The organism is Ruegeria sp. AF8 (assembly GCF_056541825.1).
The window spans coordinates 116,976-141,732 of record NZ_JBQFYW010000001.1 but is presented as its reverse complement, the minus strand read 5'-3'; the positions used below and the strand labels follow the sequence as shown (position 1 = coordinate 141,732).

At 62.9% G+C, this 24,757-nt stretch carries 25 protein-coding genes; 12 read left to right on the top strand and 13 right to left on the bottom strand.

Going from position 1 to position 24,757, the window contains the following annotated elements:
* Nucleotides 1-3 precede the first annotated feature (3 nt).
* From ACR0AO_RS00670 to ACR0AO_RS00650, 5 genes are all read right to left on the bottom strand, one after another.
* Complete coding sequence (locus tag ACR0AO_RS00670) at nucleotides 4-429, bottom strand: PaaI family thioesterase (RefSeq protein ID WP_480598696.1); 426 nt, start codon at nucleotides 427-429, stop codon at nucleotides 4-6.
* Nucleotides 410-1,537: an acyl-CoA dehydrogenase family protein gene (locus ACR0AO_RS00665; RefSeq protein WP_480598693.1), complete on the bottom strand. Its 1,128-nt coding sequence runs from the start codon at nucleotides 1,535-1,537 to the stop codon at nucleotides 410-412. Before ACR0AO_RS00665 ends, ACR0AO_RS00670 begins: the two co-directional genes overlap by 20 nt.
* A gap of 5 nt (nucleotides 1,538-1,542) precedes the next feature.
* Nucleotides 1,543-2,733, bottom strand: coding sequence for an acyl-CoA dehydrogenase family protein (locus ACR0AO_RS00660; protein WP_480598691.1), 1,191 nt, complete (start codon nucleotides 2,731-2,733; stop codon nucleotides 1,543-1,545).
* A 105-nt stretch (nucleotides 2,734-2,838) separates the two neighbouring features.
* Nucleotides 2,839-4,014: an acetyl-CoA C-acyltransferase gene (locus tag ACR0AO_RS00655; protein WP_480598688.1), complete on the bottom strand. Its 1,176-nt coding sequence runs from the start codon at nucleotides 4,012-4,014 to the stop codon at nucleotides 2,839-2,841.
* Entirely contained in the window at nucleotides 4,011-6,110 is a 2,100-nt protein-coding gene (locus ACR0AO_RS00650) for a 3-hydroxyacyl-CoA dehydrogenase NAD-binding domain-containing protein (RefSeq protein ID WP_480598686.1), read from the bottom strand. Before ACR0AO_RS00650 ends, ACR0AO_RS00655 begins: the two co-directional genes overlap by 4 nt.
* A gap of 301 nt (nucleotides 6,111-6,411) precedes the next feature.
* Here ACR0AO_RS00650 and ACR0AO_RS00645 point away from each other — a divergent pair, with 301 nt between their 5' ends.
* The 3 genes from ACR0AO_RS00645 (at nucleotide 6,412) to ACR0AO_RS00635 (ending at nucleotide 8,260) form a co-directional block, all read left to right on the top strand.
* A complete protein-coding gene (locus ACR0AO_RS00645; RefSeq protein WP_480598683.1) occupies nucleotides 6,412-7,143 on the top strand; it encodes a type 1 glutamine amidotransferase in 732 nt (243 codons plus the stop codon).
* 103 nt (nucleotides 7,144-7,246) lie between these two features.
* A complete protein-coding gene (locus ACR0AO_RS00640; protein WP_480598681.1) occupies nucleotides 7,247-8,065 on the top strand; it encodes a cyclase family protein in 819 nt (272 codons plus the stop codon).
* Between the two features lie 21 nt (nucleotides 8,066-8,086).
* The gene (locus ACR0AO_RS00635; protein ID WP_480598679.1) at nucleotides 8,087-8,260 is read left to right on the top strand and encodes a hypothetical protein; all 174 of its coding nucleotides are present in this window, start codon (nucleotides 8,087-8,089) and stop codon (nucleotides 8,258-8,260) included.
* Here the strand turns inward: ACR0AO_RS00635 and ACR0AO_RS00630 are convergent.
* Complete coding sequence (locus ACR0AO_RS00630) at nucleotides 8,235-9,074, bottom strand: c-type cytochrome (RefSeq protein ID WP_480598677.1); 840 nt, start codon at nucleotides 9,072-9,074, stop codon at nucleotides 8,235-8,237. The two genes, ACR0AO_RS00635 and ACR0AO_RS00630, sit on opposite strands and share 26 nt — an antisense overlap.
* Nucleotides 9,075-9,331: 257 nt before the next feature.
* On the opposite strand from ACR0AO_RS00630, the gene ACR0AO_RS00625 reads away from it, so the two are divergent.
* Entirely contained in the window at nucleotides 9,332-9,550 is a 219-nt protein-coding gene (locus tag ACR0AO_RS00625; RefSeq protein ID WP_480598675.1) for a DUF1127 domain-containing protein, read from the top strand.
* Between the two features lie 22 nt (nucleotides 9,551-9,572).
* Here the strand turns inward: ACR0AO_RS00625 and ACR0AO_RS00620 are convergent, their stop codons facing one another.
* From ACR0AO_RS00620 to ACR0AO_RS00590, 7 genes are all read right to left on the bottom strand, one after another.
* Nucleotides 9,573-10,853 (bottom strand): aspartate aminotransferase family protein, encoded by a 1,281-nt coding sequence (locus tag ACR0AO_RS00620; protein WP_480598672.1) that lies wholly within the window; start codon nucleotides 10,851-10,853, stop codon nucleotides 9,573-9,575.
* A 10-nt stretch (nucleotides 10,854-10,863) separates the two neighbouring features.
* Nucleotides 10,864-11,967: a mandelate racemase/muconate lactonizing enzyme family protein gene (locus ACR0AO_RS00615; protein ID WP_480598669.1), complete on the bottom strand. Its 1,104-nt coding sequence runs from the start codon at nucleotides 11,965-11,967 to the stop codon at nucleotides 10,864-10,866.
* Between the two features lie 124 nt (nucleotides 11,968-12,091).
* A complete protein-coding gene (locus tag ACR0AO_RS00610; protein ID WP_480598666.1) occupies nucleotides 12,092-13,207 on the bottom strand; it encodes a mandelate racemase/muconate lactonizing enzyme family protein in 1,116 nt (371 codons plus the stop codon).
* Nucleotides 13,204-14,310 carry a mandelate racemase/muconate lactonizing enzyme family protein gene (locus tag ACR0AO_RS00605; RefSeq protein ID WP_480598664.1) on the bottom strand — a complete coding sequence of 369 codons (1,107 nt, stop codon included), beginning with the start codon at nucleotides 14,308-14,310 and terminating at the stop codon, nucleotides 13,204-13,206. Before ACR0AO_RS00605 ends, ACR0AO_RS00610 begins: the two co-directional genes overlap by 4 nt.
* Nucleotides 14,307-14,885, bottom strand: a complete 579-nt coding sequence (locus ACR0AO_RS00600; RefSeq protein WP_480598662.1) for a dimethylsulfonioproprionate lyase family protein — start codon at nucleotides 14,883-14,885, stop codon at nucleotides 14,307-14,309. Before ACR0AO_RS00600 ends, ACR0AO_RS00605 begins: the two co-directional genes overlap by 4 nt.
* Complete coding sequence (locus ACR0AO_RS00595; RefSeq protein ID WP_480598659.1) at nucleotides 14,882-15,964, bottom strand: alcohol dehydrogenase family protein; 1,083 nt, start codon at nucleotides 15,962-15,964, stop codon at nucleotides 14,882-14,884. The genes ACR0AO_RS00600 and ACR0AO_RS00595 overlap by 4 nt, the downstream gene beginning before the upstream one ends.
* Nucleotides 15,961-18,414, bottom strand: coding sequence for an FAD-dependent oxidoreductase (locus ACR0AO_RS00590; RefSeq protein WP_480598656.1), 2,454 nt, complete (start codon nucleotides 18,412-18,414; stop codon nucleotides 15,961-15,963). The genes ACR0AO_RS00595 and ACR0AO_RS00590 overlap by 4 nt, the downstream gene beginning before the upstream one ends.
* Before the next feature lie 68 nt (nucleotides 18,415-18,482).
* Here ACR0AO_RS00590 and ACR0AO_RS00585 point away from each other — a divergent pair, with 68 nt between their 5' ends.
* Genes ACR0AO_RS00585 through ACR0AO_RS00550 form a run of 8 tightly spaced genes read left to right on the top strand, consistent with a single transcriptional unit; the run spans nucleotide 18,483 to nucleotide 24,618 of the window.
* On the top strand, nucleotides 18,483-19,370 hold the full coding sequence (locus tag ACR0AO_RS00585) for a MurR/RpiR family transcriptional regulator (protein ID WP_480598653.1): 888 nt from the start codon (nucleotides 18,483-18,485) through the stop codon (nucleotides 19,368-19,370).
* On the top strand, nucleotides 19,367-20,458 hold the full coding sequence (locus ACR0AO_RS00580; protein ID WP_480598650.1) for an aromatic ring-hydroxylating oxygenase subunit alpha: 1,092 nt from the start codon (nucleotides 19,367-19,369) through the stop codon (nucleotides 20,456-20,458). Before ACR0AO_RS00585 ends, ACR0AO_RS00580 begins: the two co-directional genes overlap by 4 nt.
* A complete protein-coding gene (locus ACR0AO_RS00575) occupies nucleotides 20,451-20,966 on the top strand; it encodes a hypothetical protein (RefSeq protein WP_480598647.1) in 516 nt (171 codons plus the stop codon). The genes ACR0AO_RS00580 and ACR0AO_RS00575 overlap by 8 nt, the downstream gene beginning before the upstream one ends.
* Nucleotides 20,963-21,385 (top strand): GFA family protein, encoded by a 423-nt coding sequence (locus ACR0AO_RS00570; RefSeq protein ID WP_480598644.1) that lies wholly within the window; start codon nucleotides 20,963-20,965, stop codon nucleotides 21,383-21,385. Before ACR0AO_RS00575 ends, ACR0AO_RS00570 begins: the two co-directional genes overlap by 4 nt.
* A gap of 5 nt (nucleotides 21,386-21,390) precedes the next feature.
* A complete protein-coding gene (locus tag ACR0AO_RS00565; RefSeq protein ID WP_480598642.1) occupies nucleotides 21,391-22,209 on the top strand; it encodes an aspartate racemase/maleate isomerase family protein in 819 nt (272 codons plus the stop codon).
* A gap of 54 nt (nucleotides 22,210-22,263) precedes the next feature.
* Complete coding sequence (locus ACR0AO_RS00560; protein ID WP_480598639.1) at nucleotides 22,264-23,004, top strand: sulfotransferase-like domain-containing protein; 741 nt, start codon at nucleotides 22,264-22,266, stop codon at nucleotides 23,002-23,004.
* The gene (locus ACR0AO_RS00555; protein ID WP_480598636.1) at nucleotides 23,004-24,233 is read left to right on the top strand and encodes a Coenzyme F420 hydrogenase/dehydrogenase, beta subunit C-terminal domain; all 1,230 of its coding nucleotides are present in this window, start codon (nucleotides 23,004-23,006) and stop codon (nucleotides 24,231-24,233) included. Before ACR0AO_RS00560 ends, ACR0AO_RS00555 begins: the two co-directional genes overlap by 1 nt.
* Nucleotides 24,226-24,618, top strand: a complete 393-nt coding sequence (locus tag ACR0AO_RS00550; protein ID WP_480598632.1) for a carboxymuconolactone decarboxylase family protein — start codon at nucleotides 24,226-24,228, stop codon at nucleotides 24,616-24,618. The genes ACR0AO_RS00555 and ACR0AO_RS00550 overlap by 8 nt, the downstream gene beginning before the upstream one ends.
* Nucleotides 24,619-24,757 lie beyond the last annotated feature (139 nt).

The following is a 24,757-nucleotide window of genomic DNA, read 5'->3' as shown; positions in this document are numbered from 1 at the left end:
CCGTCACCTTGTCAGTGAATGACGTTTGAACGCACCCTGCGCGGTGGCGATCAAACGCCCGTCCTCATGGCGCAGCTCGCCGTTCACATGAACCAGCTTCCGACCGCCCCCGGCAGGCCGCCCGGTTGCCGTCACCCGCCCCGTGTTCACGGCAGTTACGTAACTGGTGTTCAGCGAAACCGTCAGCACCATCGGATGCTCGGACCGGTCGAACCAGGCAGAGGCCGCATTGCCGCAAGCCACGTCCAGCAGCATGGCGATGATCCCGCCATGCAGAACCTCCTGACTGTTCAGGTGATCGGGCCGGACATCCAGATGACAGCGCGCGTGGCCCTGCGCATCGCTCAGGTCGATCTCGAACCCGATGGCGTTCTGACACCCCGAACGTCTTACGTTCGGGCGTCCCCCGTCATGCTGCGCTGAGTGCAATGAACCGCTCCAGATGATAATCCTCGTCACCGAACCGATGGTCCGCCATGACGATGCGCTTGGCAATATGCGCCAGCTCGTATTCCTGTGTCATGGCGATGCCGCCGTGCATCTGGATGGTTTCCTCGGCCACCAGCCGCCCGACGCGCGAGATCAGGTTGCGCGCTGCGGCGATCTGCAGATCGCGATCTTCGGCCTCCAGATGCCCCGCCGCATTGATCACCGCCGAACGCGCCTGCTCCAGTTCGATCAGCAAATCCGCGAACCGGTGCTGCAACGCCTGGAACGTACCGATGGGCCGTCCGAATTGCTGGCGCGTCAGCAGGTATTGCCGGGTCAGGTCCGCAGCCGTTTCCATCGCCCCCAGCGTTTCCGCCGCCAGCGCCACATTGGCCGCCGCCATCGCATCCATCAGCGGCGCCAACCCCTGCCCGGGCTCACCCAGACGCGCGGTTTTCGGCAGGCGGACATCCTCCAGCGTCACCTCGGCGGCACGACCGCCCGCAAACATCGGAAATCCGTGCATCACCAACCCCGGAGTTCCCGCCGGAACCAGAAACAGCGAAATCCCCTCCAGATCGAAGGCACCGCCACTTTCCCGGGCCGAAACGACCAGATGCCCCGCCGCCTCGGCATTGATCACCACCGCCTTGCGACCGCTCAACACGATATCGTCCTTGTCGGCACGCGCGGATGTTTCCACCCGGCTCACATCGTACCGGCTGGCAGGCTCTCCATGCGCCAGCGCCAGATGCAGCCGCCCGTCGATCACCTCATCCAGCAGCAACCGCTGCTCCGGCGAACCCAGCGCCGCGATCAGACCGCCACCCAGCAAAGCCGTATCCAGCACCGGCTCGACCACACCGGCGCGGCCCAGTTCCTCGAACACCGTCGCGATATCGAACCCGGCACCGCCAAAGCCGCCATCCGCTTCGGAAAACAGCGCGCCGATGACCCCCAGATCGGCCAGACCGGCCCATATCTCCGCGCTCATCCCCGGACTGCTCCCGATGATGCGATTGCGCGTGGTGGTCGTATACCTGTCCGCCAGAAACCGCCGCAATGTGTCCTGCAGCATCCGGCGTTCTTCGGTCGGATTGAAATCCATGATGCTCAGCCCCCCAGTTTGACCTTGGCGATGATCCCGCGCTGGATCTCGTTCGAGCCGCCGAAAATCGACAATTTTCGGTTGTTGAAATACTGCGCCGCCACCGGGCCCGCATAGTCCGGCCCGACCGGCGCGTTGCCGCCCCCGACCGCTTCGGACGGGAACGGCATCGCGTAGGGCCCGCAGGCGCGGCGCGCCAGATCGTTGATCTCCTGCCGGATGATGGTTCCCTTGACCTTGAGCATCGAGCTTTCAACCCCCGGCGCCTGCCCCGCCGCGTCACGGCTGATGATGCGCATGTTGGTGGTGGCCATGGCCATCAGGTCGATCTCGACCCGGGCCAGCCTTGCCGCGAAATGCGGATTTTCGATCAACGGGCGGCCCCCCGCGCATTCGGCCCGCGCAATGCGTCTGACCGCATCCAGCCCCGCCCGGCTAAAGCCCACGCCCGCGATATTGGTGCGCTCATGCGTCAGCAGATACTTGGCATAGGTCCAGCCCTTGTTTTCCTCACCCACAAGATTGTCGACCGGCACCCGCACATCGTCAAAAAACACCTCGTTCACTTCCGGTGTGCCGTCCAAAAGCACGATCGGCCGCACCTCGATCCCCGGCGTGTCCATGTCGATCAGCAGGAACGAAATTCCCTCCTGCTGTTTGGCCTCCGGATCGGTGCGCACCAGGCAGAAGATCCAGTTGGCGTATTGCCCCAGCGTGGTCCACGTCTTTTGCCCGTTGACGACATAGTGGTCGCCATCCCGCACCGCGCGGGTTTTGAGCGAGGCCAGATCCGAACCTGCCCCCGGCTCGGAATAGCCCTGACACCACCAATGTTCGCCGTTCAGGATGCGCGGCAGGAAATACTCCTGCTGCGCCTTCGATCCGAACTTCTGCAGCACCGGCCCCAGCATCGTCAGGCCAAAGGGCACGATGCGCGGTGCATGAGCCATGGCGCATTCTTCTTCGAATATGTGGCGCTGCACCGCGTCCCACCCGGCCCCGCCGAATTCGTCGGGCCAGTTGAAATTCAGCCACCCTTTCCGGTTCAGCGTCGCGTGCCACCACTCGTGGTCTTCCTTGCCCAGGCTGATCCCGGCCCGCACCTTGTCCGAGACCTCCCCGGGCAGCTTCTCGGCCAGAAAGGCGCGCACCTCGGCGCGAAAGGCCCGTTCTTCGTCGGTATAGTTCAGCTCCATCCCTGCTCTCCTCCCGCGGCTCCCAGTCCGGTCCTGCCTGCGCGGCGCCCCGCGCCGGGCCGCATCGGCGCGGCCCTCGACGGGTCGCGCCGATGCCGTTCCGCTTCAGAATATCTCGAACAGGCCGGCAGCCCCCATGCCGCCACCTATGCACATGCTCACGACACCCAGCTTCGCGCCTCGCCGCCGGCCTTCCAGCAGGATATGCCCGGTCATCCGCGCGCCCGTCATGCCAAAAGGGTGTCCTATGGCGATAGAGCCGCCATTGACGTTGTATTTCTCCGGATCGATGCCCAGCCGGTCACGGCTGTACAGGCACTGGCTGGCAAAAGCCTCGTTCAATTCCCACAGATCAATATCGTCGACCGTCAGCCCATGGCGCTCCAGCAGGCGCGGCACCGCAAAGACCGGACCGATGCCCATCTCGTCCGGCTCGCAGCCCGCCACGGCAAATCCACGGAACGCACCCAGCGGCTCCAGCCCGCGCTTCTCGGCCTCCTTTGCCTCCATCAGCACGACCGCCGCCGCCCCGTCCGAGAGTTGCGAGGCATTGCCGGCGGTGATGTAATTCCCAGGCCCCCGCACCGGCTCCAGTCCGGCCAGACCCTCCAGCTTCGTGTTCGGACGGTTGCATTCGTCGCGGTCCACCGTGACCTCGCGCATCGACACCTCGCCGCTGTCCTTGTCCTTGACCGCCATCTCCGTGGCCATCGGCACGATCTCGTCGGCGAACTTGCCCGCCTGCTGCGCGGCGGCAATACGCTGCTGGCTCTGCAGCGCGTATTCGTCCTGATATTCGCGGCTGACACCATACCGTTCGGCCACGATATCCGCCGTCTCGATCATCGCCATATAGATCGCGGGCTTGTGTTCCTCAATCCAGGCCTCGGGCGCAGGGCGCAACTTGGGCTGCACCATCGAGATGCTCTCGACCCCGCCCGCCACAATCGGCCCCGATCCGCCTTCGGTGATCGCCTGCGCCGCCAGCGCCACGGTCTGCAGCCCGGACGAGCAGAACCGGTTCACGGTCATGCCCGAGACCGTCACCGGCAGGCCCGCCCGGATGGCGATCTGCCGGGCGATATTGCCGCCCGTCTCACTTTCGGGAAAACCGCAACCGATGATGCAATCCTCGACCTCGGCCCCGTCCAGCCCGGCGCGGTCGAAGGCTGCCTGCACCGCATGGCCGCCCATGGTCGCGCCGTGGGTGACGTTGAAGGACCCCCGAAAGGACTTGGCCAGCCCGGTGCGGGCGGTTGATACGATCACGGCTTGTTTCATCCCTGCGCCTCCTTGTTCAGATCATCGAATGTACGCCCCTCGGCCACGAGCTGTTCCAAAAGCGGCGCGGGCTGCCAGAAAAAGGCGTCCTCTTCACCATAGCGCCGGATATCGGCCAGAAGATCGGGCAGGCCCTGCAAATCGGCCCATTTCAGCGGCCCGCCGCGATAGCGCGGAAAGCCATAGCCATAGAGCAGCGTTACATCCACATCCAGCGGGCGACGCGCGATGCCCTCGCCCACGACCTTCGCAGCCTCGTTGACCATCGCGGCCATATAGCGGCGAACGATCTCCTCGTCGCTGAATTCACGCGGGCTGATCCCCTGCTGGGCGCGTTCCGCCTCGATCAGCGGCAGCACGTCGGGATTGGGCACACCGCCCCGCTTGCCCGCGTCATAGACGTAATACCCCTTGCCGGTCTTCTGCCCGAAATGCCCTGCCTCGCACAGCTTGTCGGCATAGCTCGCATCGCGCGCACGCGGGTCCATCCCCTCGGCCCGTTTGCGCTTGCGTACCGCCCAGCCGATATCCAGCCCCGCCAGATCCGCCACCGCGAACGGCCCCATGGCAAAGCCGAATGCGGTCAGCGCCTCGTCGATCTGATAGGGGCTGGCGCCATTCAGGATCATGTGATCGGCGCAGGTGCGATAGGTGCTCAGGATGCGGTTGCCGATGAACCCGTCGCAGACACCCGCCCGCACCGTCACCTTGCGCATCCGCTTGCCCAGCGACAGCCCGGTCGCCACCACGTCGGCCGCGGTGCCATCCGGCACCACCACCTCCAGCAACCGCATCACATGGGCCGGAGAGAAAAAGTGCAGCCCGATCACATCCGACGGACGGCTGGTGGCCGAGGCAATCTCGTCGATATCCAGATATGAAGTGTTCGAGGCCAGCACCGCTCCCGGCTTGCAGGCCGCGTCGAGCCGGGCAAAGACCTGTTTCTTGACCTCCATATCCTCGAACACTGCCTCGATCACCATATCGACGCCGGAAAGTTCGTAATACTCGGTCGCAAGCGTCAGCGCGCTTCCGATCATCTCGTCATATTGCGCCTGATCAATCTTGCCGCGTTTCAAAGCGCCACCAAGGTTGTTTTCGATCCGGGTCTTCGCGGCTGCGGCCGCATCGGGCGACATCTCCAGCAGCACCACCGGCAGCCCGGCCAACAGCGCGGCGGTGGCGATACCCGCCCCCATCGTGCCGCCTCCGATCACCCCGATCGTGTGCAGCACACGCGGCTCTACTCCTTTGAGTTCCGGCAGCTTGCCCACCGCACGCTCGGCAAAAAAGGCGTGGATCAGCCCCTCGCGCTGGTCCGAGTTCATCAATTCCATGAACAACTCGCGTTCCCGCCTCATGCCCGCCTCGAAACTGTCCGCCTCACAGGCCGCCTGAACCGCCCGAACGGCGGTGGCCGGGGACAATTGCCCGCGCCCCTTCTTCAGAACCTGTTCATAGACCGCATCGAAATCGACCGGCGACGGCGCGGGCATGCCGCTGACCGGGCGGCGGGGCGCACCCGCACCCAGCAACCCCTGTGCATAGGCCAGCCCCACCTCACGCGGATCGCCCTCTTCGACCTTGTCGATGATCCCCAGCTTCAGCGCCTCATCCGCCCGTATGTGATGCCCGGTGGTGATCAGACGCAACGCCGCCTCGACCCCGGTCAGACGCGGCAGACGCTGCGTGCCGCCCGCCCCGGGCAGAATGCCCAGATGCACCTCGGGAAGGCCGACCTGCGCCGACGGCAGCGCGACCCGGTAATGGGTCGACAGCGCCACCTCCAGCCCGCCGCCCAGCGCGGTGCCGTGAATCGCGGATACCACCAGCAGCGGCGATGCCTCGATCCGGGCGCAAAGCTCGGGCAGCCACGGGTCCTGCGGCGGCTTGCCGAACTCGCGAATGTCGGCGCCTGCGAAATAGGTCCGGCCCTGACCATAGATCAACACTGCCTTCGCCCCCTCGGCCTCGGCCCGCTCGATCCCGGACAGCAGGCCCCGGCGCACCTCCACGCCCAGCGCATTCACCGGCGGGTTGTTGGCGGCCAGAACCGCAATTTCTCCAACACGTTCGTATTCAACGGCCTCGGACATCCGGCCTTTCCTCCCTTTGCCTGCCGGACAACCCCGGCCCGCCATTCCCTCCAAAATCTGACGCCGATATTCGGCACATCCAAGAAAACCAGACGTCAACGGCTACGAGAGGGTCGGCACATGCGGAAAGACTGCGTCTTTGATGCGCGCGGTTCAACCCGCATTCCGGCAACCGACGCAGCGTCCCACACCAACCACGCCGGAAACACGCGCACCCATGGCGGAAGACCGGATTTTCCACTGGCCCCGGCGTGATGCAGCCTGCATAGAGGGCGGGCGGACAGGCACGGGGCGACAAGTCATGCATCTGGCGATCTTGATGACCAACACGGATGAAAGCGACTTTGCGCAGGCACATCCGAAAGATGGCGAGGTTTTCGAAAAGCTGGTCCACCTCGTGCGCCCGGAATGGACGGTCGAGGTCTTTTCGGTCAAGGACGGCCTCTTTCCCGACGACATCAGCCGCTTTGACGGAGCCATGATCACCGGCAGTCCTGCCTCGGCCCGGGACAGCGACGAGTGGATCGGTCGGCTGTTCGCGCTGATCCGCGACATGCACGCCCGGCGCCAGCCCGTTTTCGGAGCCTGTTTCGGGCATCAGGCCATCGCGGTGGCTCTGGGTGGCCAGCTCGGGTTCAACCCGGACGGCTGGGTCCATGGGGTTACCCGGAACAGCCTGCTCCTCCGCCCGGAATGGGCGCAGGATCTGCCCGACGTCGTCAACCTTTATGGCTGCCATCAGGAACAGGTCACGCAACTTCCTCCCGGGGCCTGCAGCATGACAAAATCCGACGCCTGCGAAAGCTCGGGCTTCTTCATCGGCTCGCATGTCTATGCCACCCAGCAACATCCGGAAATGCAGCGGGACTTCGTTGTCGCGCTGACGGATGAGCTGCGCCCTGTCATCGGTCAAACCCTGTGCGATCAGGCGCTGGCGTCATTGAGCGAACCGGTGCACCAGCGTGAATTCGCGGAAAGCGTCGCGCGATTTTTCGAACAGGCGCACAGTTCAGAAAACCGCACAAAACCGTGACGCGTCCCGCGACGGCGTTGACACTCCCGATATTGCGCTAAGTGCGTGCCGGGGTAGGCGAAACCGGCTTGTCGCAGCAGCAAACGAAACAGGGAGCAGCGAAATGTGCGATATTTGTGTGATGGACGCCGTCAAGGACCGGATGCTGTCTCGGCGATCCTTTTTCAAGGCCGGTGCCGTGGCAACCGCCGGCGCGGCGCTGGGAACCGCCACCGCCAGCCCGGCCCGTTCGATGAGCCACAGTGACGTCGTCGACATGACGCATATCTACGATGCCGATTTCCCCACCTATTTCGGCGCACCCGGTATCGAGGCGACGCAAGCCTTCAACCTCAAGGAACACGGGTTCAACCTGTTCAACCTTGCAGTCAACGAACATACCGGAACCCATATCGACGCGCCGTTGCATTTCTCGGCGGACGGCCAGTCGGTGGATGAAATTCCCGTGTCCAATCTGGTTTGCCCGCTTTGCGTCGTGCATATCCACGAAAAGGCGGCTCAGGACGCCGACGCACAGGTGACACCGGACGACATCAAGGCCTGGATCAGCACCAACGGCCCGATCCCCGATGGCGCCTGCGTGGCGATGCATTCCGGTTGGGGGGGCAAAACCGGCGGCCCGGAATACCGCAACGCCGATGATCAGGGCAAGATGCACTTCCCCGGCTTTCACATCGAAGCGGCGCTGATGCTGATCGAGGAAACCGGCGCGGTGGCGATGGGCGTCGACACACTGTCACTGGATCACGGGCCATCGGCCGATTTCGCCACCCACTACGCATGGCTGCCCACCAACCGCTATGGCATCGAGAATATGGCGAATCTCGCAAAGGTGCCCGCCAGCGGCGCCACCTTGATCGTGGGCGCTCCGGCCCATCGCGGCGGCTCGGGCGGCCCGGCGCGCATTCTGGCGCTTGTCTGATTCACGGCAACCGGTCGCCTGATGCCGGACGAAGAGGCCAGCGCCGAAGCGCTGGCCGTTTTTGGCGATATCCGCCAGACCCGCAACACCCGATATGTCAACTACTTCTGGCGCGCGCCGGTGCATGATCCGGCGCTGCTGCCAGCCACGTGGGACCGGCTGAAACAGGTCATGGGTCCGGTAGCGGCGGCATGACCCGCAGATAGGCCACCAGCGCGGCCAGATCCGTATCGGTCATCCTGGCGAAATAGGGATAGGGCATGGGCGGCACCATGGCGCTGCCGTCAGGGCGAAGGCCCTGAGACACCATTGTCTTGATCTCGTCATCCGAATAGCCAGCCAGACCATCGGCGTGGCTGGTGATGTTCGGCGCTGTGACGCTTCCCCAGGGACCTATGAACTCGTAGGTCCCGGTTCCCAGGTGCCCGGCATCCATGACCGGGCCTTCGGGGCCGATCGGCGAGTGGCACTCGACGCAATGAGCAATGGCCCATGCCAGATATTTCCCATATTCCGCCGTGGCCGCCCGCTCCGGTGCCGTTACGCGATCGACTGGCGGGCCATAGGCTGGCGGCAGCGGAATGTGATAGGTGGACTTGCCCGCGTCGTGATCGACCGGGTTCACCGTGCGCAGATACATCACGACCGACTTCAGATCCTCGTCGTCGATGCCCCGATAGACCGCGCAGGGCATCGGCGGGCCGATAAGCGAGCCATCGGGCCTCAGGCACTCCCGAATGGCGCGTCCCAGTTCTTCGTCGCTCCATTCCGAGACCCGCCCGGCTGGCGTGATATTGGCTGATATCGCGGTGAAATGCTGGGTCTCTTCGACCACGCGCCCGGCCAGATCGCGACTGAAATCCAGCCCCTGCTCTCCGAACGGCGTGTGGCAGTTCCCACAGCCCATCGGCCCCTGAACCAGATATTCGCCTCGCTCGACGCTCGGCTCTGCCACGGCCACACCCGCGCAAATACCCAGCGCCGCAACCACAAGCGGCAGCTTCGTCATTTTCAATTTCCCCCTGCACTCGCCACCCGGTTTAACGCGGCGAAATGTGCTCAATCTCAACACATTGCAGTTTTAATATGTATATAACATTCACGTTTTTGTCAACGAATCCATGCGGCCCAGACGGTTCCGAAACAGGCATCAAAAACACAGATTTGCACCAAACGCACATCTGCTATTCCATTCCGTCCCTATCGAAACCGACCGTTTCGGACTAGATCACCAGACCAAGCTTCAATCGAAAGGACGGATCCGTCATGGCGCATTCATCGGCCACCGCCATCAGCCTGCCCGCGCTTGCCTCGGTCGTTGGTGACATCTTTGCCGGCATCTGGGATGCGCTGCTGCGCATCGGCGAGGCGCAAGCCAAAGTCCGCAGGATCGACGCATATCACGCCATGTCCGACGCCGAACTTCAGGCGCGCGGCATCGGGCGCGAGGATATCATCCGCCTGGTTCTGGCCGACGTGATCTGACACCGGCCTCTGTTCGCAGGCTTTACCCGTCGGCAACCGCCCTGGCGGCTTTTGCATAGGCTTCGGCGCACAGTTCGAAATCCGCTTCTGTCAGGGCAAGAGACGGATAGGTCTTGCCCGCCGATTTGAACATCCCGTTCTGCATCAGCACCGCGTTGAACTTTGCCCCTTTGGCCGTATCCGAGCCAAACACATCGCGGTAATCGCGAACGTCGCCGCTGGTGAACACGATCTCGAACAGGGTCCTGTCACCGACGATCCGGTGGGCAATGCCATGTGCATCCAGCGCCGTGCTGGCCAGATCCATCAGCCGCTGACCATTTGCGCGCAACAGATCGAACTGCCCCTCGCGCCGCAAAATCTCCATCGTCTTCAGCCCGGCAACGGCGGCCACCGGATTGCCCGACAATGTCCCCAGCTGCATCAGCCACTTGTCCGCCCCGACAGCGGCCTTGTCGAAATGCGCCATGATATCCGCGCGCCCGGCAATCGCCGCCAGAGGAAACCCGCCGCCGATGATCTTGCCCAGCGTGGCGATATCCGGGGTCACCCCGTAAAGCTCCTGCGCGCCGCCGTACGAGAACCGGAACCCGGTCACCACCTCGTCAAAGATCAGCACGATGCCATACTTGTCGGCCTCTTCGCGCAACAGCTGCAGGAAACCGGGTTCCGGCGGGATGATGCGCTGCAGCGGCTCGACGATGATCGCGGCCACCTGAGGCCCGTGCTCGGCCAGCAGCGAGCGGATATACTCCGGGTCGTTGAACGGCGCGATCAGCATCTCGGCGCGCACGCTTTCGGGGATGCCGGCGCTGTCCGGCACCGCCTGCGGGAAATTCACCATCTTGGCCGGCGCAAGGCTCATCTGCGCCTCGGCGCTCATGCCGTGATAACCGCCCTCGAATTTCACGATCCTGTCGCGCCCGGTAAAGGCGCGGGCCAGCCGGATCGCATACATGTCCGCCTCGCCACCGGACGAGACATAACGCACCTGTTCGGCACACGGGACGGCCGAGCAGATCTCCTCGGCCAGTTCGATGGCGCGGGCGTTGTTGGCAAAAAAGGTCATGCCCTTCGGCAACTGTTCGGCCATCGCCTCCAACACCTCCGGGTGGCCATGCCCCAGCAGCATCGGGCCCGATCCGATCAGCAGGTCGACATATTCCCGGCCGTCCTCATCCCAGACGCGGCTGCCCCTGCCCTCGCGAATGAAGACCGACGGGTCGAAATTGCCGAAACCGCCCCCCGGCAAAACCGCTTTTGCGCGTTCGATCCAGTCGGCCTGGCTGAGTTTCGTAAGCATGATGGCCTCCTTAGCCCAAGATCACATCCGGTTCACCTAGCGCCGCACGGTCGGGTGTCACGCCCAAACCGGCACCTTCGGGCGGTGCGATTCTTCCAGCCTCACGCACCGGCCCTTTGCGAGCAAGCCTCGGAGCGACATAGCCCGAAAGATCGCACACGTTCATCAGCCTCGCCGGATCGGTCGCCGCGCCCAGATGCAGCAGCGCGGCCGTGGTGATGTCCGACCCCCAGGTATCTTCGATACACATCTTCGCCCCCAGATGCAGGCACAGGTCGCGCGCCCGGCGCGACGCCGACAGGCCGCCGAATTTCGACAGTTTGATCGCCACCGCATCCATGCAACCCTGCGCGTGCCCCGCCAGCAGGCTGGCGGTATCACGGGCGCTTTCGTCCAGTTTCATCGGCAACCCGGTCGCGGCGCGCACCCGCGCACAATCCTCGATCGTGGCGCAGGGCTGCTCCAGCATCACGTCCAGATCCGCCACTGCCCGGCCCACCCGTGTGGCATCCAGCGAGGCCGCGCCGCAATTCCAGTCGCCATAGACCAGCGGCGCATCGCCCACCGCCTCGCGCACCAGACGCAGACGCGCGACATCGGCCTGCCAGTCACCATCGGCACCGAGCTTGACCTGAAACTGCGTCATCCCCTGCGCCCGCGCCTCGCGCGCGATGCGCGCCATTTCTTCCGGTGCGATGCAGGTGATCGAGTGATACAGCGGCAGCGTCGCCGCCCGCCGCCCGCCCAGCAAGGCACAGACGGGCAGCCCGGCCACCTGCCCGGTCAGGTCCCACAGCGCGATGTCGACGGCCGACTTGGCATAGACATGCCCCTGCAGGTGCCTGTCCAGTCGCGCCATCAGCGCCTCGGGCCCCACCGGATCGGCACCCAGCAGCACCGGCGCCATCTCGGTCACCGCCGGGGCCACGCCGCGCGCATAGGCCGGCAGGTAGTGCGGAATCGGACAGACTTCGCCCCAGCCGGTCAGGCCGGTATCGGTGTCCAGCGCCAATACCACGGTTTCCACCGTTTCACAGGTCTTGCCATCGGCCATGTAATAAGCGGCGTGGCTGGTCAGCGGCACATGCCACAGCGATATGCGGGTGAGTTTCATGACCATTCCTTACAGATGTTCCGCCGCACCACGCGCGGCGCCGGGGGAAAGGAGGGCGTTGCCCCGCTCTTGGCCACAGGCCAATTCACCCCCCGGGGTAATTCAGGCCAGATGAGGGGGTGGGTCATCCGTTGATCTCATAAGTTGCGACAGGAGATCCGAGCGCCTCTTCGTCGGGATGCACGCCCAGCCCGGGGGTTTCGGGCAAGCGCAGATAGCCGGCCTCGTTTCGCGGGCCGCGACCGCCGGCGATGTCGACCGTGATCATGTCCTGACAAGCCCAGACGGCATGGCAATTGTCGTCAGGAATGGTCGCCGCCAGATGCAGCGCCTCGGTATCGGCAAGAACCGAACCGCCCGTTGCCATCACGAACATGTCGATTCCATGCGCCAGCGCGATATCCCGCATCCGCGCCGCCTTGGTCAGACCGCCGACGCGGTTCAGCTTGATCCCGAAAACCTCGGCCAGCCCATCTCGGGCAATCCGGGCGGCGTCCTGCAGGGTAACAAGGCTCTCGTCCACGGACACGGGCGAAGCGTGACAGCCCGAGATCGCCGCGATATCGTCCAGTGTTTCGCCGGGCTGCTCGAACATGACGTTCAGGTCTTCGCAGGCGCTCATCACCCGCAGGGCCTGCTGCCGGGTCCAACCCCGGTTGACATCGTAAAGTACGATTTCGCCGGGCATCCGAATACTCTCGACATCCCGGACACGGGCAATATCCCGCTCCACATCACCTCCGATTTTCACCGAATGCGCGACATAGCCGCGGCTCCGATACCGCTCCATCACCTCGCGGGTTTCTTCCACGGTCTTGGCTCCGACCGAAGAGGCAATCGGGCGCGGGGTCCTTGACCCACCGCCCATCAGATCGGCAATCGGCAACCCCGCCGCCTGCCCGGCAATGTCCCAGCATGCCATGTCGATAGGAGACTTGGCATAAAGATGCCCCGGCAGCGCCAGATCCATTGCGCGCTCGACGTCCAGTATTTTGCGCGGGTCCAACCCCATCACAAAGCGGGCCATCGTCTCGATCCCTGCGCGGATGCCCGGGCCGTGGGCCGGCACATACGTGTGCCCCCACGGAGTACCCTCGCCCCAACCCGTCAATCCGGCATCGGTTTCGATCTTGACCAGGGTCGCGTCCAGAACCTCGAATTTCAACCGCCCTCCGGACAGCCAATAGGGATGCTCCAGTGGCAGATCGACGCGATAGACCGTGATACGGGTGATCTTCATTCAACGAACTCCAGTACAGGGGCACCAAGGCTTTCGAAATCGGGCGCAACCCCCAATCCGGGCGCGTCCGCAGTATAAAGTTTACCATCCCGTGCCACCGCCCCGCCAACACCCGTCGACCGGGTGTTGTAGTTCATCAGGTCGGTGGTGTTGTGCATATATTCGAGCGGTGTCGTCGCCGCGAAATGAGACAGCGCGGCGGTGGTGATCTCTCCACCCCAGGTATCTTCAGCCACCACGGGGATGCGGTTCTCGACCAGATAGTCCCGCACCCGCCTGGCCTTGCTGAGCCCGCCGAGGTTCGAAATTTTCAGGCACACAAGCTCTGCGCCATGATCCGCCACGATGCGCTGCGCCATGTGCATGCCGGTGACGCATTCATCCAGTTTCATCGGCAGGTCGATACGGGCGCGGACCTGCATGCATTCCTCATAGGTTCGGCAGGGCTGTTCAAGGATGTAGTCCAGATCCCGCGTCGCCCGCGCCACCCGCAGCGCATCATCGACGCGCCAGCCCTGGTTGGCATCGGCCATCGCTTTCTCGCCGGGTTTCAACAGCGGCACGGTGGCCCGGATGCGTTCGATATCCGCGGCCCAGTCGCCGCCCACCTTGATCTGGAACTGGCGGTAGCCCTGCGCGCGGTAGCGCTCCATCTCGGCGATGGTGTCCTCGGTTCCCTTTTGCGGTGCAACCCGGTACATCGGCGCCCCGTCGGTCAGCTTGCCGCCCCACACCGCGCAAAGCGGCGCGCCGAGCGACTGCGCCAGAATATCCCAGCACGCCGCATCGAAGGGCGATTTGGCATAGCCGTGCCCCTGCACCAGATGATCCATGATCCGCTCGATCCGAGCTACGTTGCGCGCATCCTCGCCCAACAGCTGCGGCGCGATCAGCCGTGCCAGTGCCGGAACGCCTTCGGAATGCGCCACCATGTAATTCTCGCCGCAGGGCGTGAACTCTCCACAGCCCTGCAACCCCGCATCCGTGTCGATCACCACCACCGAGGCGATGGCGGTCTCGATGGCGTTGCCCGCGCCCCATACATAGGCCCCGCCGACGTAAGGCAACCCTGTCTGGTAGATGCGGATACGGGTGATCTTCATGCCGCGTCCATCTTCAGCGGCCCCGTCAACCCCTCGCCGCGCCACAGCACGAAGGTCAGGATCGGGCGGTCGGTGGTAACCATCGCATGGCTTTGCCAGCTTTGGTGAAACCGTGTCTGCCCCGGCCCGGTCACGGCCTCATCGCCCTGGACCTTGAACAGCGCCTCGCCGCCCAGAACGAGGTACAGTTCCTCGGCCTCGTGGCTGTGCCAGTCATAGTTCAGCCCCTCGCCCCAGAACGCGATATAGCCGCACAGCCTCTGGCTGTGGAAATGCCCGGTCGGACCGAACAGTTCGTAAAAACCGTACCGGTTGCGAAAGTCGGCACCGACCTCCGCCTCGGTATAGACCCGCTTCCAATGCGCCAGGTGCGCAGCGGCTTTCACCGCATCGACCAGCGCCTGCGTCTGTGGCGCACCGGACCGGGGAAATTCCGAAACCAGCGGCACCGCCGGGACATGGCGCGGCTGCAATCCGCTGGGGATCAGGTCATCCGGCCACGGCGCATAGGTCGCCAGATTTGGGTGACTCTGATGCAGCTGGCGCGCCGCGTCTAGAACGTCGTCGAGTGTCACGGGATCACCACGATGTTGCCGGTATGGGTCTTGTCGATGAAGGCCTGCTGGGCCTCGCGCAGTTCGGATAGCGGATAGGTGGCGGCCAATGCCGGCCTGATCCTGCCATCCTCTATGTATTTCACGACATCGGTGAAGTTTTCGGGCCTGTTCACGGTCGAGCCGGTAAAGGTGAGATCGCGCAGGTAGAACGTGCGCAGATCAAGCTCGACCAGTGGGCCCGCGATCGCACCGGAACAGGTATAGCGGCCGCCGCGCTCCAGACTGTCGATCAGGTCGGGCCATATCGGCCCGCCCACGACATCGGCCACGACGGTGATCTTCTCGCCCTTCAACACGGCTTTCAGGTTGTCCGGGCTGCGCGGCAGAATGCGGTCCGGCCCCAGCTTCGCAACCTCATCGTGCTTGGATTCTGACGCCATTGCGATCACCCGCGCCCCGCGCAGTTTCGACAGCTGGATCAGTGCGCCGCCGACGCCGCCCGATGCGCCGGGGATCAACACCGTGTCGCCCCGATCCACCCCGGCCCGGTCGAGCATCCCTTCGGCGGTGACATAGGAACAGATGAAGGTTGCAAGCTCAGCGTCGCTCAGATTGGACTCGACCGCAGCAATGCCCCTTACATCCGCCCTGGTGTATTCCGCGAACCCGCCATCGCATTCCGAGCCGAAATACCCAGCCTTGTCGCGATTCATCGGATCGTCCCAGTCGCGCAGCCAGCCAGCGACCATGACTCTCTTGCCGATCAGCCCCTTGTCGGCGCCTTCGCCAACCGCAACGACCGTGCCGACCGCGTCCGCGCCCTGAATGCGCGGAAAAATCAGTGGCGCGCCACCCCAGGTGCTGTCGTCATCGTCCACTTCCGAATACGCACCGCCGGTCGTGGCCTCATCCACCGCCTTGGAATACCAGCCCGTGCGCGTGTTCACGTCAGTGTTGTTCAATCCGCAGGCACCGACCCGGATCAGCACTTCCAACGGCCCCGGTTGCGGCGTGGGCCAGTCCTCGTGCCACTCGTATTTGTCCAGATCGCCATGGCCGGTCAGGACCATGGCCTTCATCGTCGCCGGGATGTTCATTCCGCGACCTCCATGGCGACATCCGTACGCGGCAGCAGGCTTGGCGGATCATAGGCCGGTTCACCCAGAATGCGGCCCCGGCGTGGTTGCCCGGCGATCACGACCTCGATCTCGGTGCCGGGTACGTTGACATGCGGTTTGACATAGGCAAAGGCAAGGATCTTGCCGACAGTGTGGCCAAAGGCAACCGAAGCGGTCGAGCCGACCACCTTGCCCTCCAGCAAAACCGCCTCACCGCCATGGCCATCCTCAACCCCGTCGGGTTCGATTTCCAGATAGGCGCAAATCCACGGCAGGTCGGTATTCAGGGTCTTGTCCTTGCCCAGATAATCCTTGTCCGTTCGCGCAAAGCGCAGAACATCCGCTTCGGCCAGCGTCACTTCATTGGTCAGTTCGCCCGCGCCTTTGAAACCCTTCTCCATCCGCAGAGCATTCATCGCGAATGAGCCGTAATCGGCGATCCCAAACGACTCACCCGCCGCCCAAAGCGCGTCATAGACCGCCAGCGCACTGTCGCGCGGGATATGCAACTCCCAGCCGAGTTCTCCGGCATAGGACATGCGGAAGGCCCAGAGCTTGTGCCCGGCCACCTCGATCTGTTGCGCGGTCAGCCATCTGAACCCGGCATTGCCGAGGTCCGCATTCGTGCAGGCCGCCAGAACATCGCGCGCCCTGGGGCCGTTCAGGCTGAGCGCGGCCCAGTCATTCGAACGCAGGATGATCTCGACGTTTTCATCCGCGCGCTGGTGATTCAGATGATCCAGCAGGCGCTGCTCAAAAAAGGCCGCGCAAACAAGATAATACCGCCCCTCGTCCAGCTTCACGACCGTGGTTTCCAGCTCGATCCGGCCCCGGCGGTTCAGCATATGAGTCAGTGCGATGCCGCCCGTCTTTTGCGGCAGGCGGTTGGCCACCAGCCGGTCCAGCAGCGCCTCGGCATCGGGGCCCGTCACCTCGACCTTGGTGAAGGCCGAGATGTCCATGATCCCCACCGCCTGACGCACGGCCTTGCATTCGGCTGCGACCATGTCGTGGACCACGGTGCGGCGGAAGGAATAATGATCGCGCTGTTCCACCCCGTCACGCGCAAACCAGCGCGGGCGTTCGTGGCCATAAACCTCTTCGTAAACCGCGCCTTTTTCCTTCAGCCGCTCATAGAGGGGCGAGGGTTTGATCGGACGCCCCGCCAACCGGTTGAAATGCGGAAACGGAATTTCATGCCGCAGCTTGTAATCCTCATGCGCCTTGGAGACCTGCCAATCCTTGGTGGCATAAGCCCCGAAGCGGCGCGGATCATAGTCGCGCATCGAGATATCGGCCGCGCCATGCACCATCCACCGCGCCAGTTCGCGGGTCAGGCCCGGCCCCCAACCAATGCCGATCTGGGTGCCGCAGCAACACCAGTAGTTCCGGACCCCCGGTGCCGGCCCGATCAGCGGGTTGCCATCGGGCGGGTGCGAAATCGCGCCATGCACCTCACGCTGGATGCCCAGCTCGGCAAAGATCGGCATCCGGTTCAGGCTTTCCTCAAGCCACGGCATAACCCGGTCGTAATCGGCATCGAACAGCCAGTTCTCATAATCCCACGGGCAATGGTCATGCCAGACGGAATTCGAGTTCTCCTTCTCGTAGATCCCGATCAGCCCGCGTTTTTGCTCCATCCGGATGTAGCCGGAAACTTTCTTGTCATCGCGGATGACTGGCAGTTCCCTGTCAAGGTTCTCGAATTCCGGCACCGGCTCGGTCACGAAATAATGGTGGGTCATCGAGGTCATCGGCAGTTGCAGCCCCGACCATTCGCCCATCTGCCGCGCATAGGTGCCGCCGGCGTTGACCACATGCTCGCAGCGGATGATGCCTTTCTCGGTCTCCACCACCCACTCGCCATTTTCGGCCTGCGTGATGTTCGTGGCGCGGCAATGGCGGATGATCCTGGCCCCCAGCTGGCGCGCCCCGGCGGCCATCGCCATGGTCACATTGGTCGGATCCACATGGCCGTCATCGGGCGTGTGCAGCGCGCCCAGAACACCGTCGAGATTGTAGAACGGATGCAACTCCGCCACGCGATCCGGCCCCACCAGCTCGATATTGAACCCCAGCGACCGACCGACAGACAGAGTATGCCGCAGCCAGTCCATTTCATCCTGCGTGTAGGCCAGCCGGAAAGACCCGCAACCATGCCAGGTCACCGCCTGCCCTGTCTCGGCCTCCAGCGCCCCGGAATACAGGCCGATGTTGTAATCCACGCATTTGCCCAGCCCGAAGGAACTGGTCGAATGGGTGATCTGGCCCGCCGCATGCCAGGTGCTGCCACTGGTCAGTTCGGCCTTTTCCAGCAGCACCACATCGCTCCAGCCCTCATGCGCCAGATGATAGGCCAGCCCCACCCCCATAACGCCGCCTCCGACGATAACCACGCGAGCCTGTGACGGCAGTTCGTTCCCGGACATGAATTTTCCTCTTCCCGAGTCGCATTTCTGCTCGACAGGCTAATTCCACAAATGTACCATCGTCAATCATGAATGACACAAATGTATCATCTTCTGTCCTGGACCGCCTCACCGAAGAGTGGGACACCCTGACACCCGAGGCGCAGAAAGCAGCGCGTTACGTGCTGGAAAACCCAACGGATGTCGGGGTTTCGACGGTGCGCGAAATCGCCGAGGCCGCCAATGTCAAACCCAACACCTTCGTGCGTATGGCCCGCCAGGTGGGCTTTGACGGCTACGAAGATTTCCGCGCCCCCTTCCGCGAGGCGATTCGCCGGGGCACCGCGACATTCCCCGACCGCGCCCGCTGGCTGCAGGACATCGGCAAGTCCGGAGAATTGGGTGGCCTTTATGCCGACATGGTGGGCGCCGCGATCCGAAATATCGAGGAAACCTTTGCCGGTATCGACGCCGCGCGCCTGAAAGCCGCCGCCGAGGATGTCTGGAATTCGCGGCAAGTCTACACACTGGGTGTCGGCGTCAACAACTCGAACGCACGCAACTTCACCTACCTCGCCTCGACGGGCATGAAACAATTCCACGCCATCCCCCGCCCCGGTTCGACTCCGATCGACGATCTGGCCTGGGCTGACCAGCAGGACGTGCTGATTGCAATGACCTGCAAACCCTATCGAACCGAGGTGATCGAGGCCGTCAAACTGGCCCGCGAACAGGGGCTGACGGTCATCGGCATATCGGACAGCCCGGCCAGCCCGATCGTCCTGAACGCCCATCACGGCTTTGTCGTGGCCGCCGACACGCCGCAATTCTTTCCGTCCTCCGTCTCGACGATTGCCTTGCTGGAAACCCTGCTGTCCTTCGTGATCGCAGTGTCCAGCGATGAGATCGTCGAGCGGGTGGAACGTTTCCACCGCCGCCGCCACCAGCTTGGCCTCTATGCCGAGGAGCCCGAATGAACGCCCCCCTTACCCATGCCCTCGACGCGCGCTATTACACCGACCCTGCGGTTTTCGAACAGGAGATGCGAGGTCTTCTGGCGCGAACGTGGCAATTCGCCGGACATGTGGCGCAAGTCCGAGAAACTGGCGATTATTTCGCCTTCGAGATCGCGGGTCAGAACCTGTTCTGCATCCGCGGCCGCGACGGCGAGGTTCGTACCTTTTACAATGTCTGTCAGCATCGCGCGCATGAGATGGTGACAGGCGCAGGCAACACCCGCGTCGTCGTCTGCCCCTACCACGCCTGGACCTATGAACTGTCGGGCGAACTCCGCGCCGGACCCAACATCAAATCCGTCCCCGGTTTCGACCGCAGCGCGATCTGCCTGACATCCGTGCGCACCGAAATCTTCAACGGCTTCATCTTCGTCAATCTCGACGATGGCGCCGCCCCGATGGACGACTGGTATCCCGGCGTGCGCTCGGAAATCCGCGCCTATGTGCCCCATATCGACGATCTGGAACCGCTGGAATGGGTCGAGGTGCCCGAGAACTGCAACTGGAAGGTCAGCGTCGAGAACTATTCCGAATGCTACCACTGCCCCACCAACCACCCGACCTTTGCCGAAGGTGTGGTCAAGCCCGAAACCTATGACATCCAGCCCGACGCCGGGGGCGGTTACGTCCTGCGCCACACGACCGAATGCCAGAGCCTCGACAAGATGACCTATCCCATCGACCTGTCGGTGCCCCATGCGGGCGATTATCAGTCGTGGTTCCTATGGCCGATGTTCTCGTTCCAGTGCTACCCGGGCAATGTGCTGAACACCTATCACTGGCGCGCCGGCGACGCCGACCACTGCACCGTCTGGCGCGGCTGGTACACCGAGGGCGGCTCGGAAAGCGCGGTGATCCGGCAACTGGCGGTGCAGGACCGCGAAACCACGGTCGAGGAAGACATCCGCCTTGTGGAATCCGTCCATCGCGGCCTGAAATCCCGCGGCTACCGCCCCGGCCCGCTTGTCCTCGACCCCGGCTGCGGCGTGATGTCGGAACATTCGATCGCCACGCTACAGAAATGGATGCGCGAGGCGGTGGATGGCTGACTTCCGCCCCACATACAGCAAACCCGTAGGGCGGGCTTCAGCCCGCCACCCGCTTGCAGACGCACGGGATCGGCTACGCAAAACCCTACTCTTGCTTGCAGGTCTGTGTCTGACATCGCTCCCAGCATCGGCCTGTTATACGCCAGAAATGGGGTCCTACTTCTTTTGGACCAAACTCTCCGGAGAATTGCTGGAAAAGGAGTTTACCGCAAAAATCAAGGTGAAATCCTTTGTGCCGACGGTGTGGGAACCCGTCGATTATAGGCACTCCGATGGCACAACACGCCAAGGCCGTCAGCTGGTCAGTTGGCCAAAGATCGAATTTGAGGTGGTTGAAATATTCCGAGGCAAACTGGACGTGACGACATCCATGCAGCAACTAATGGTGGACAGCTGCAATTCAGGCGTGAAGCTCGCGCCCGGAGATGAACGCTTCGTTGCCGGATGGATTATCGACGGGCGACCCGTTTTGCAGAAAATTCACTACCACACCGGAGGGTGGGAATGACGGAAACGCTTGTCGGTCAATGCATGTGCGGCGCGGTCAACTGGTCCTCATCCGGCCGGATCACCCGCCGTCTGTCCTGTCACTGCACCGACTGTCAAAAGGCCACCTCATCTCCGTTCACCACATTTGTCGGCCTACCTCCGGAAACCGTCAAATGGACAGGCGAGATCAATCACTACCAAAGCTCTCCCGGCACCCATCGCGGGTTCTGCCCGAAATGCGGCACGCGCCTCTATTTCCGGTCGGACAAATGGCCCGGAGAAATCCACATCCACGCGGCAACGCTGGATGACCCCGCTGAATACACCCCCGATGCACATGTGTTTATGAACGACGCGGTCCCATGGCTGCGACTGGCAGACGACCTCCCTAAACACCCAGGCCCCCAGGTCGCCCCTGCCAGATCGAACAAGGAATAGCCCCCATGCTCATGCCCAGTGAATGGCAACCCGAACATAAACTCTTCCCGCATCAGGTCGGCTTCACCTGCCCCCCTTTCGACTATGACGCCGCGCCATCCGATTTCCTGCGCATGTGCCCCGAAACCGTCGGCGTGCATGGCTGGATGCTGCACGTTCCCGACTATGTGCACGGGTTGGACCAGCGCAAACAGAATTTTGGAATGCTCGACGATTTCGTGCACTGCATGTCCCGTAATGGCGTCGATGTCTGCGGGCAAGTGGGCTCCAACTGGGTGCACGCCTGCGGGCTGGGGGTCGAGGGCGTGCGGCAGCATTGCGAAGATCTGTCCGACAAACACGGTATCCGCTTCCACATGGCCGGATATGCCATGGTCGAGGCGCTGCGCGAGATGAACGTGGAAAAGGTGGCGCTCAACGCCGCCTATCACTGGCCCGAATGGTGGCAGGGCACGGTCGGGTTTCTCCGCGAGGCCGGGTTCGATGTGCTGTATGCGGGCAACTTTCACGATCAGGGCTGGTTCGACAGCCAGGAAGAGGTCAACTCCTGCCGCTGGGTCTTCGATGGTGATCTGGTGCGCAAGAGTTTCGAATATGTCGCCGAGCAGGCTCCGCAGGCCGATGCGATCCTGATAAACGGAATGTGCAACTTCCGCACGGGTCCGGGCGGCATTCCGCAACGCCCCCTGCATCTGGCGGACGAGTTGGAATCGGCCTTGGGCAAGCCGGTCATCGGCCATGACATCGCGCTCTACTGGCGCGTCTTCAAATCACTCGGCATCGCCCCCGAGACACCGCGCGGGCAGCTTTTGAAACGGCTTTAGGCGCGGCGGCGAGTTGTACAATTCGCACAAGGCCCATTCTGAAACAGGTACAAAATGCACAAAATCATCGCTCTGTGGGCCGTGCCCCGCTCCACCTCCACCGCCTTTGAATGGATGATGCGCCAGCGCGGCGATCTGGATTGCCTGCACGAACCTTTCGGCGAGGCCTGGTATCAGGGCGAGGACCCGCTGTGGCACCGCTTTCAGCCGGGCGAGAAAACGACACCGGGCCTGACCCTGGAAAGCGTCTGGGACGACATTCAGGAACGTGCCCGCGCGGGACCTGTCTTCATCAAGGATTTTCCCCATTATATCAATCATATGTGGGATGCCGAGTTCCTGTCGAACTTCACCCACGCCTTCCTGATCCGCGACCCGGCCAAGACCATCACCTCGATGTTCAAGCAATGGCCCGACTTTGCCGAAGGCGAGGTCGGCTTTCCCGAACAGCGCGCGCTGTTTGACCTGCTGACGGCGCTGAACGGCACACCGCCGCCGGTGATCGACAGCGACGACCTTCTGGAGGACCCGCATGAAATAACGAAAAAGTTCTGCGATTCCATTGGGATACCCTTTCTGGAGGAGGCGCTTGCATGGGAAGCGGGCGGCGATCCTTCGGCACATAGCTGGTGGGATGGTGGCTCATTTCATGGCAATCTCGCAAAATCCACCGGCCTCAAACCGCAACCACGCAAGCACATCTCAATCGAGGAATCCCCGGATCGGGTCAAGCAGGTGCACCGCAGGATGAAACCGCACTACGACCACCTCTACAAACACCGGCTGACCACCTGATGCGGCATCCCGAGACCATCCGCGAAGTGGTCGAAACCGGACTCTGCATCGGCTGCGGTTTGTGTCAGGCCGTCGCGCCCGAGAGGTGGGTGATGACGATGACTGCACAAGGCAGGTTGCGCCCTGCACCAAATTCAGAAGATGCTGAAAAGGATAAGGAAATCCTCGCCGCCTGCCCCGGTGCAACAGTGTCGGCAAACGGTTCCACTGCGCCTTCTCAGGATGAGATCTGGGGCGGCTACACCACGATGACCCGCGCTTGGGCCGGTGATCCGGACATTCGGTTTCGCGCGGCCACGGGGGGCGTTCTGACAGCGCTTGGGGCCTGGCTATTGCACTCGGGTCGCGCCCGGTTCATTCTGCATTGCGCCGCAGACCCGAATGCCCCGATGCGCAGCAAATGGGTAATCAGCGAAACGCCCGAAGCGGCAACCTCATGCGCCGGATCCCGCTATGGCCCCAGGGATACGCTGGCCGGACTGAACGTCGCGCTGAAACGGGGTGAACCATTTGCAATCATTGCGAAACCCTGCGATGCAGGCGCGATCCAAGAGCGCGCGAAATCGGACCCTCGTATCAATAGTTTGGTGGTCGCAGTTCTGGTCATGGTGTGCGGCGGCGCCTCGGATCTGGGCAAGAGCCTGTCGGTGCTGAACGAGTTTGGGCTGACAGAAGAAGACGTCACGCTTTTCCGTTATCGTGGCCATGGAAATCCCGGAGCCACCCGGATCGAGACCGAAGACGGGCGCGCTTTCGAAAAAACCTATCTCGATATGTGGGCGGACGAGGCCGGGTGGCGCATCCAGACCCGCTGCAAACTATGCCCCGATGCCATTGGCGAAGCCGCCGACCTTGTCGCCGCCGATATCTGGCCGGGTGGCTCTCCGAAGGGCGAGGATGCCGGTTTCAACGGCGTGATCTGCCGGACCGGGCGCGGGCAAGACCTGCTGGACGCAGCCATCGCAGATAGAGCGATCGATACGGATCATGCGATTACGCCGCGCGACTTCGACGACTTCCAACCCCATCAGGTTGCAAAGAAACGCGCAATTGCGGCCCGTCTGCGTGGCATGGCCGCCTCGGGAGCGCCTGTCTTTCGGCATTCCGGACTGCGCATCGAGTTGCTGGACGCGGGCGACCATGCCGAGGAAGATGGCGCAAAAATGCGCGTCCGGTCCGGGCGCTTTGCCGAAATAATGCCAATTACCACGGAGAACCACCATGGCTGACCTGTTTGACGAAGACCTGTTTCTGAAAGGGCTGACTCAGCGCAAATCGACGCTGGGCGCGGAATACGTGGAAAAGAACCTTGCCGCCGCCGATGACTTCACCCGACCCTTTCAGGAAGCGATGACAGCGTGGTGCTGGGGCTTTGGCTGGGGCGATGACGTGATCGACGCCAAGACCCGTTCAATGATGAATTTGTCGATGATCGGCGCCTTGGGCAAGATGCATGAATGGGAGATCCATTGCCGGGGCGCGATCAACAACGGTGTCACCAAAGAGGAAATCCGCGCCATCATTCACGTCGTAGGGATTTATTGCGGCGTTCCGCAGGCGTTGGAGTGTTTCCGCGTGGCGCGCACGGTACTGGCCGAAGCCGGAATGGTTTGAAATCAAAGAAGTACCCGAAACGAGCATAGCCCGCCATTTGGCGGGTTTTCTGTTTGGCCGCATCGATATGTTACCAAAATCTGGAAAAATTTGTGAACACGTTACATTTCTCTTGCCGCGAATCGCTTCAGAGCGTATT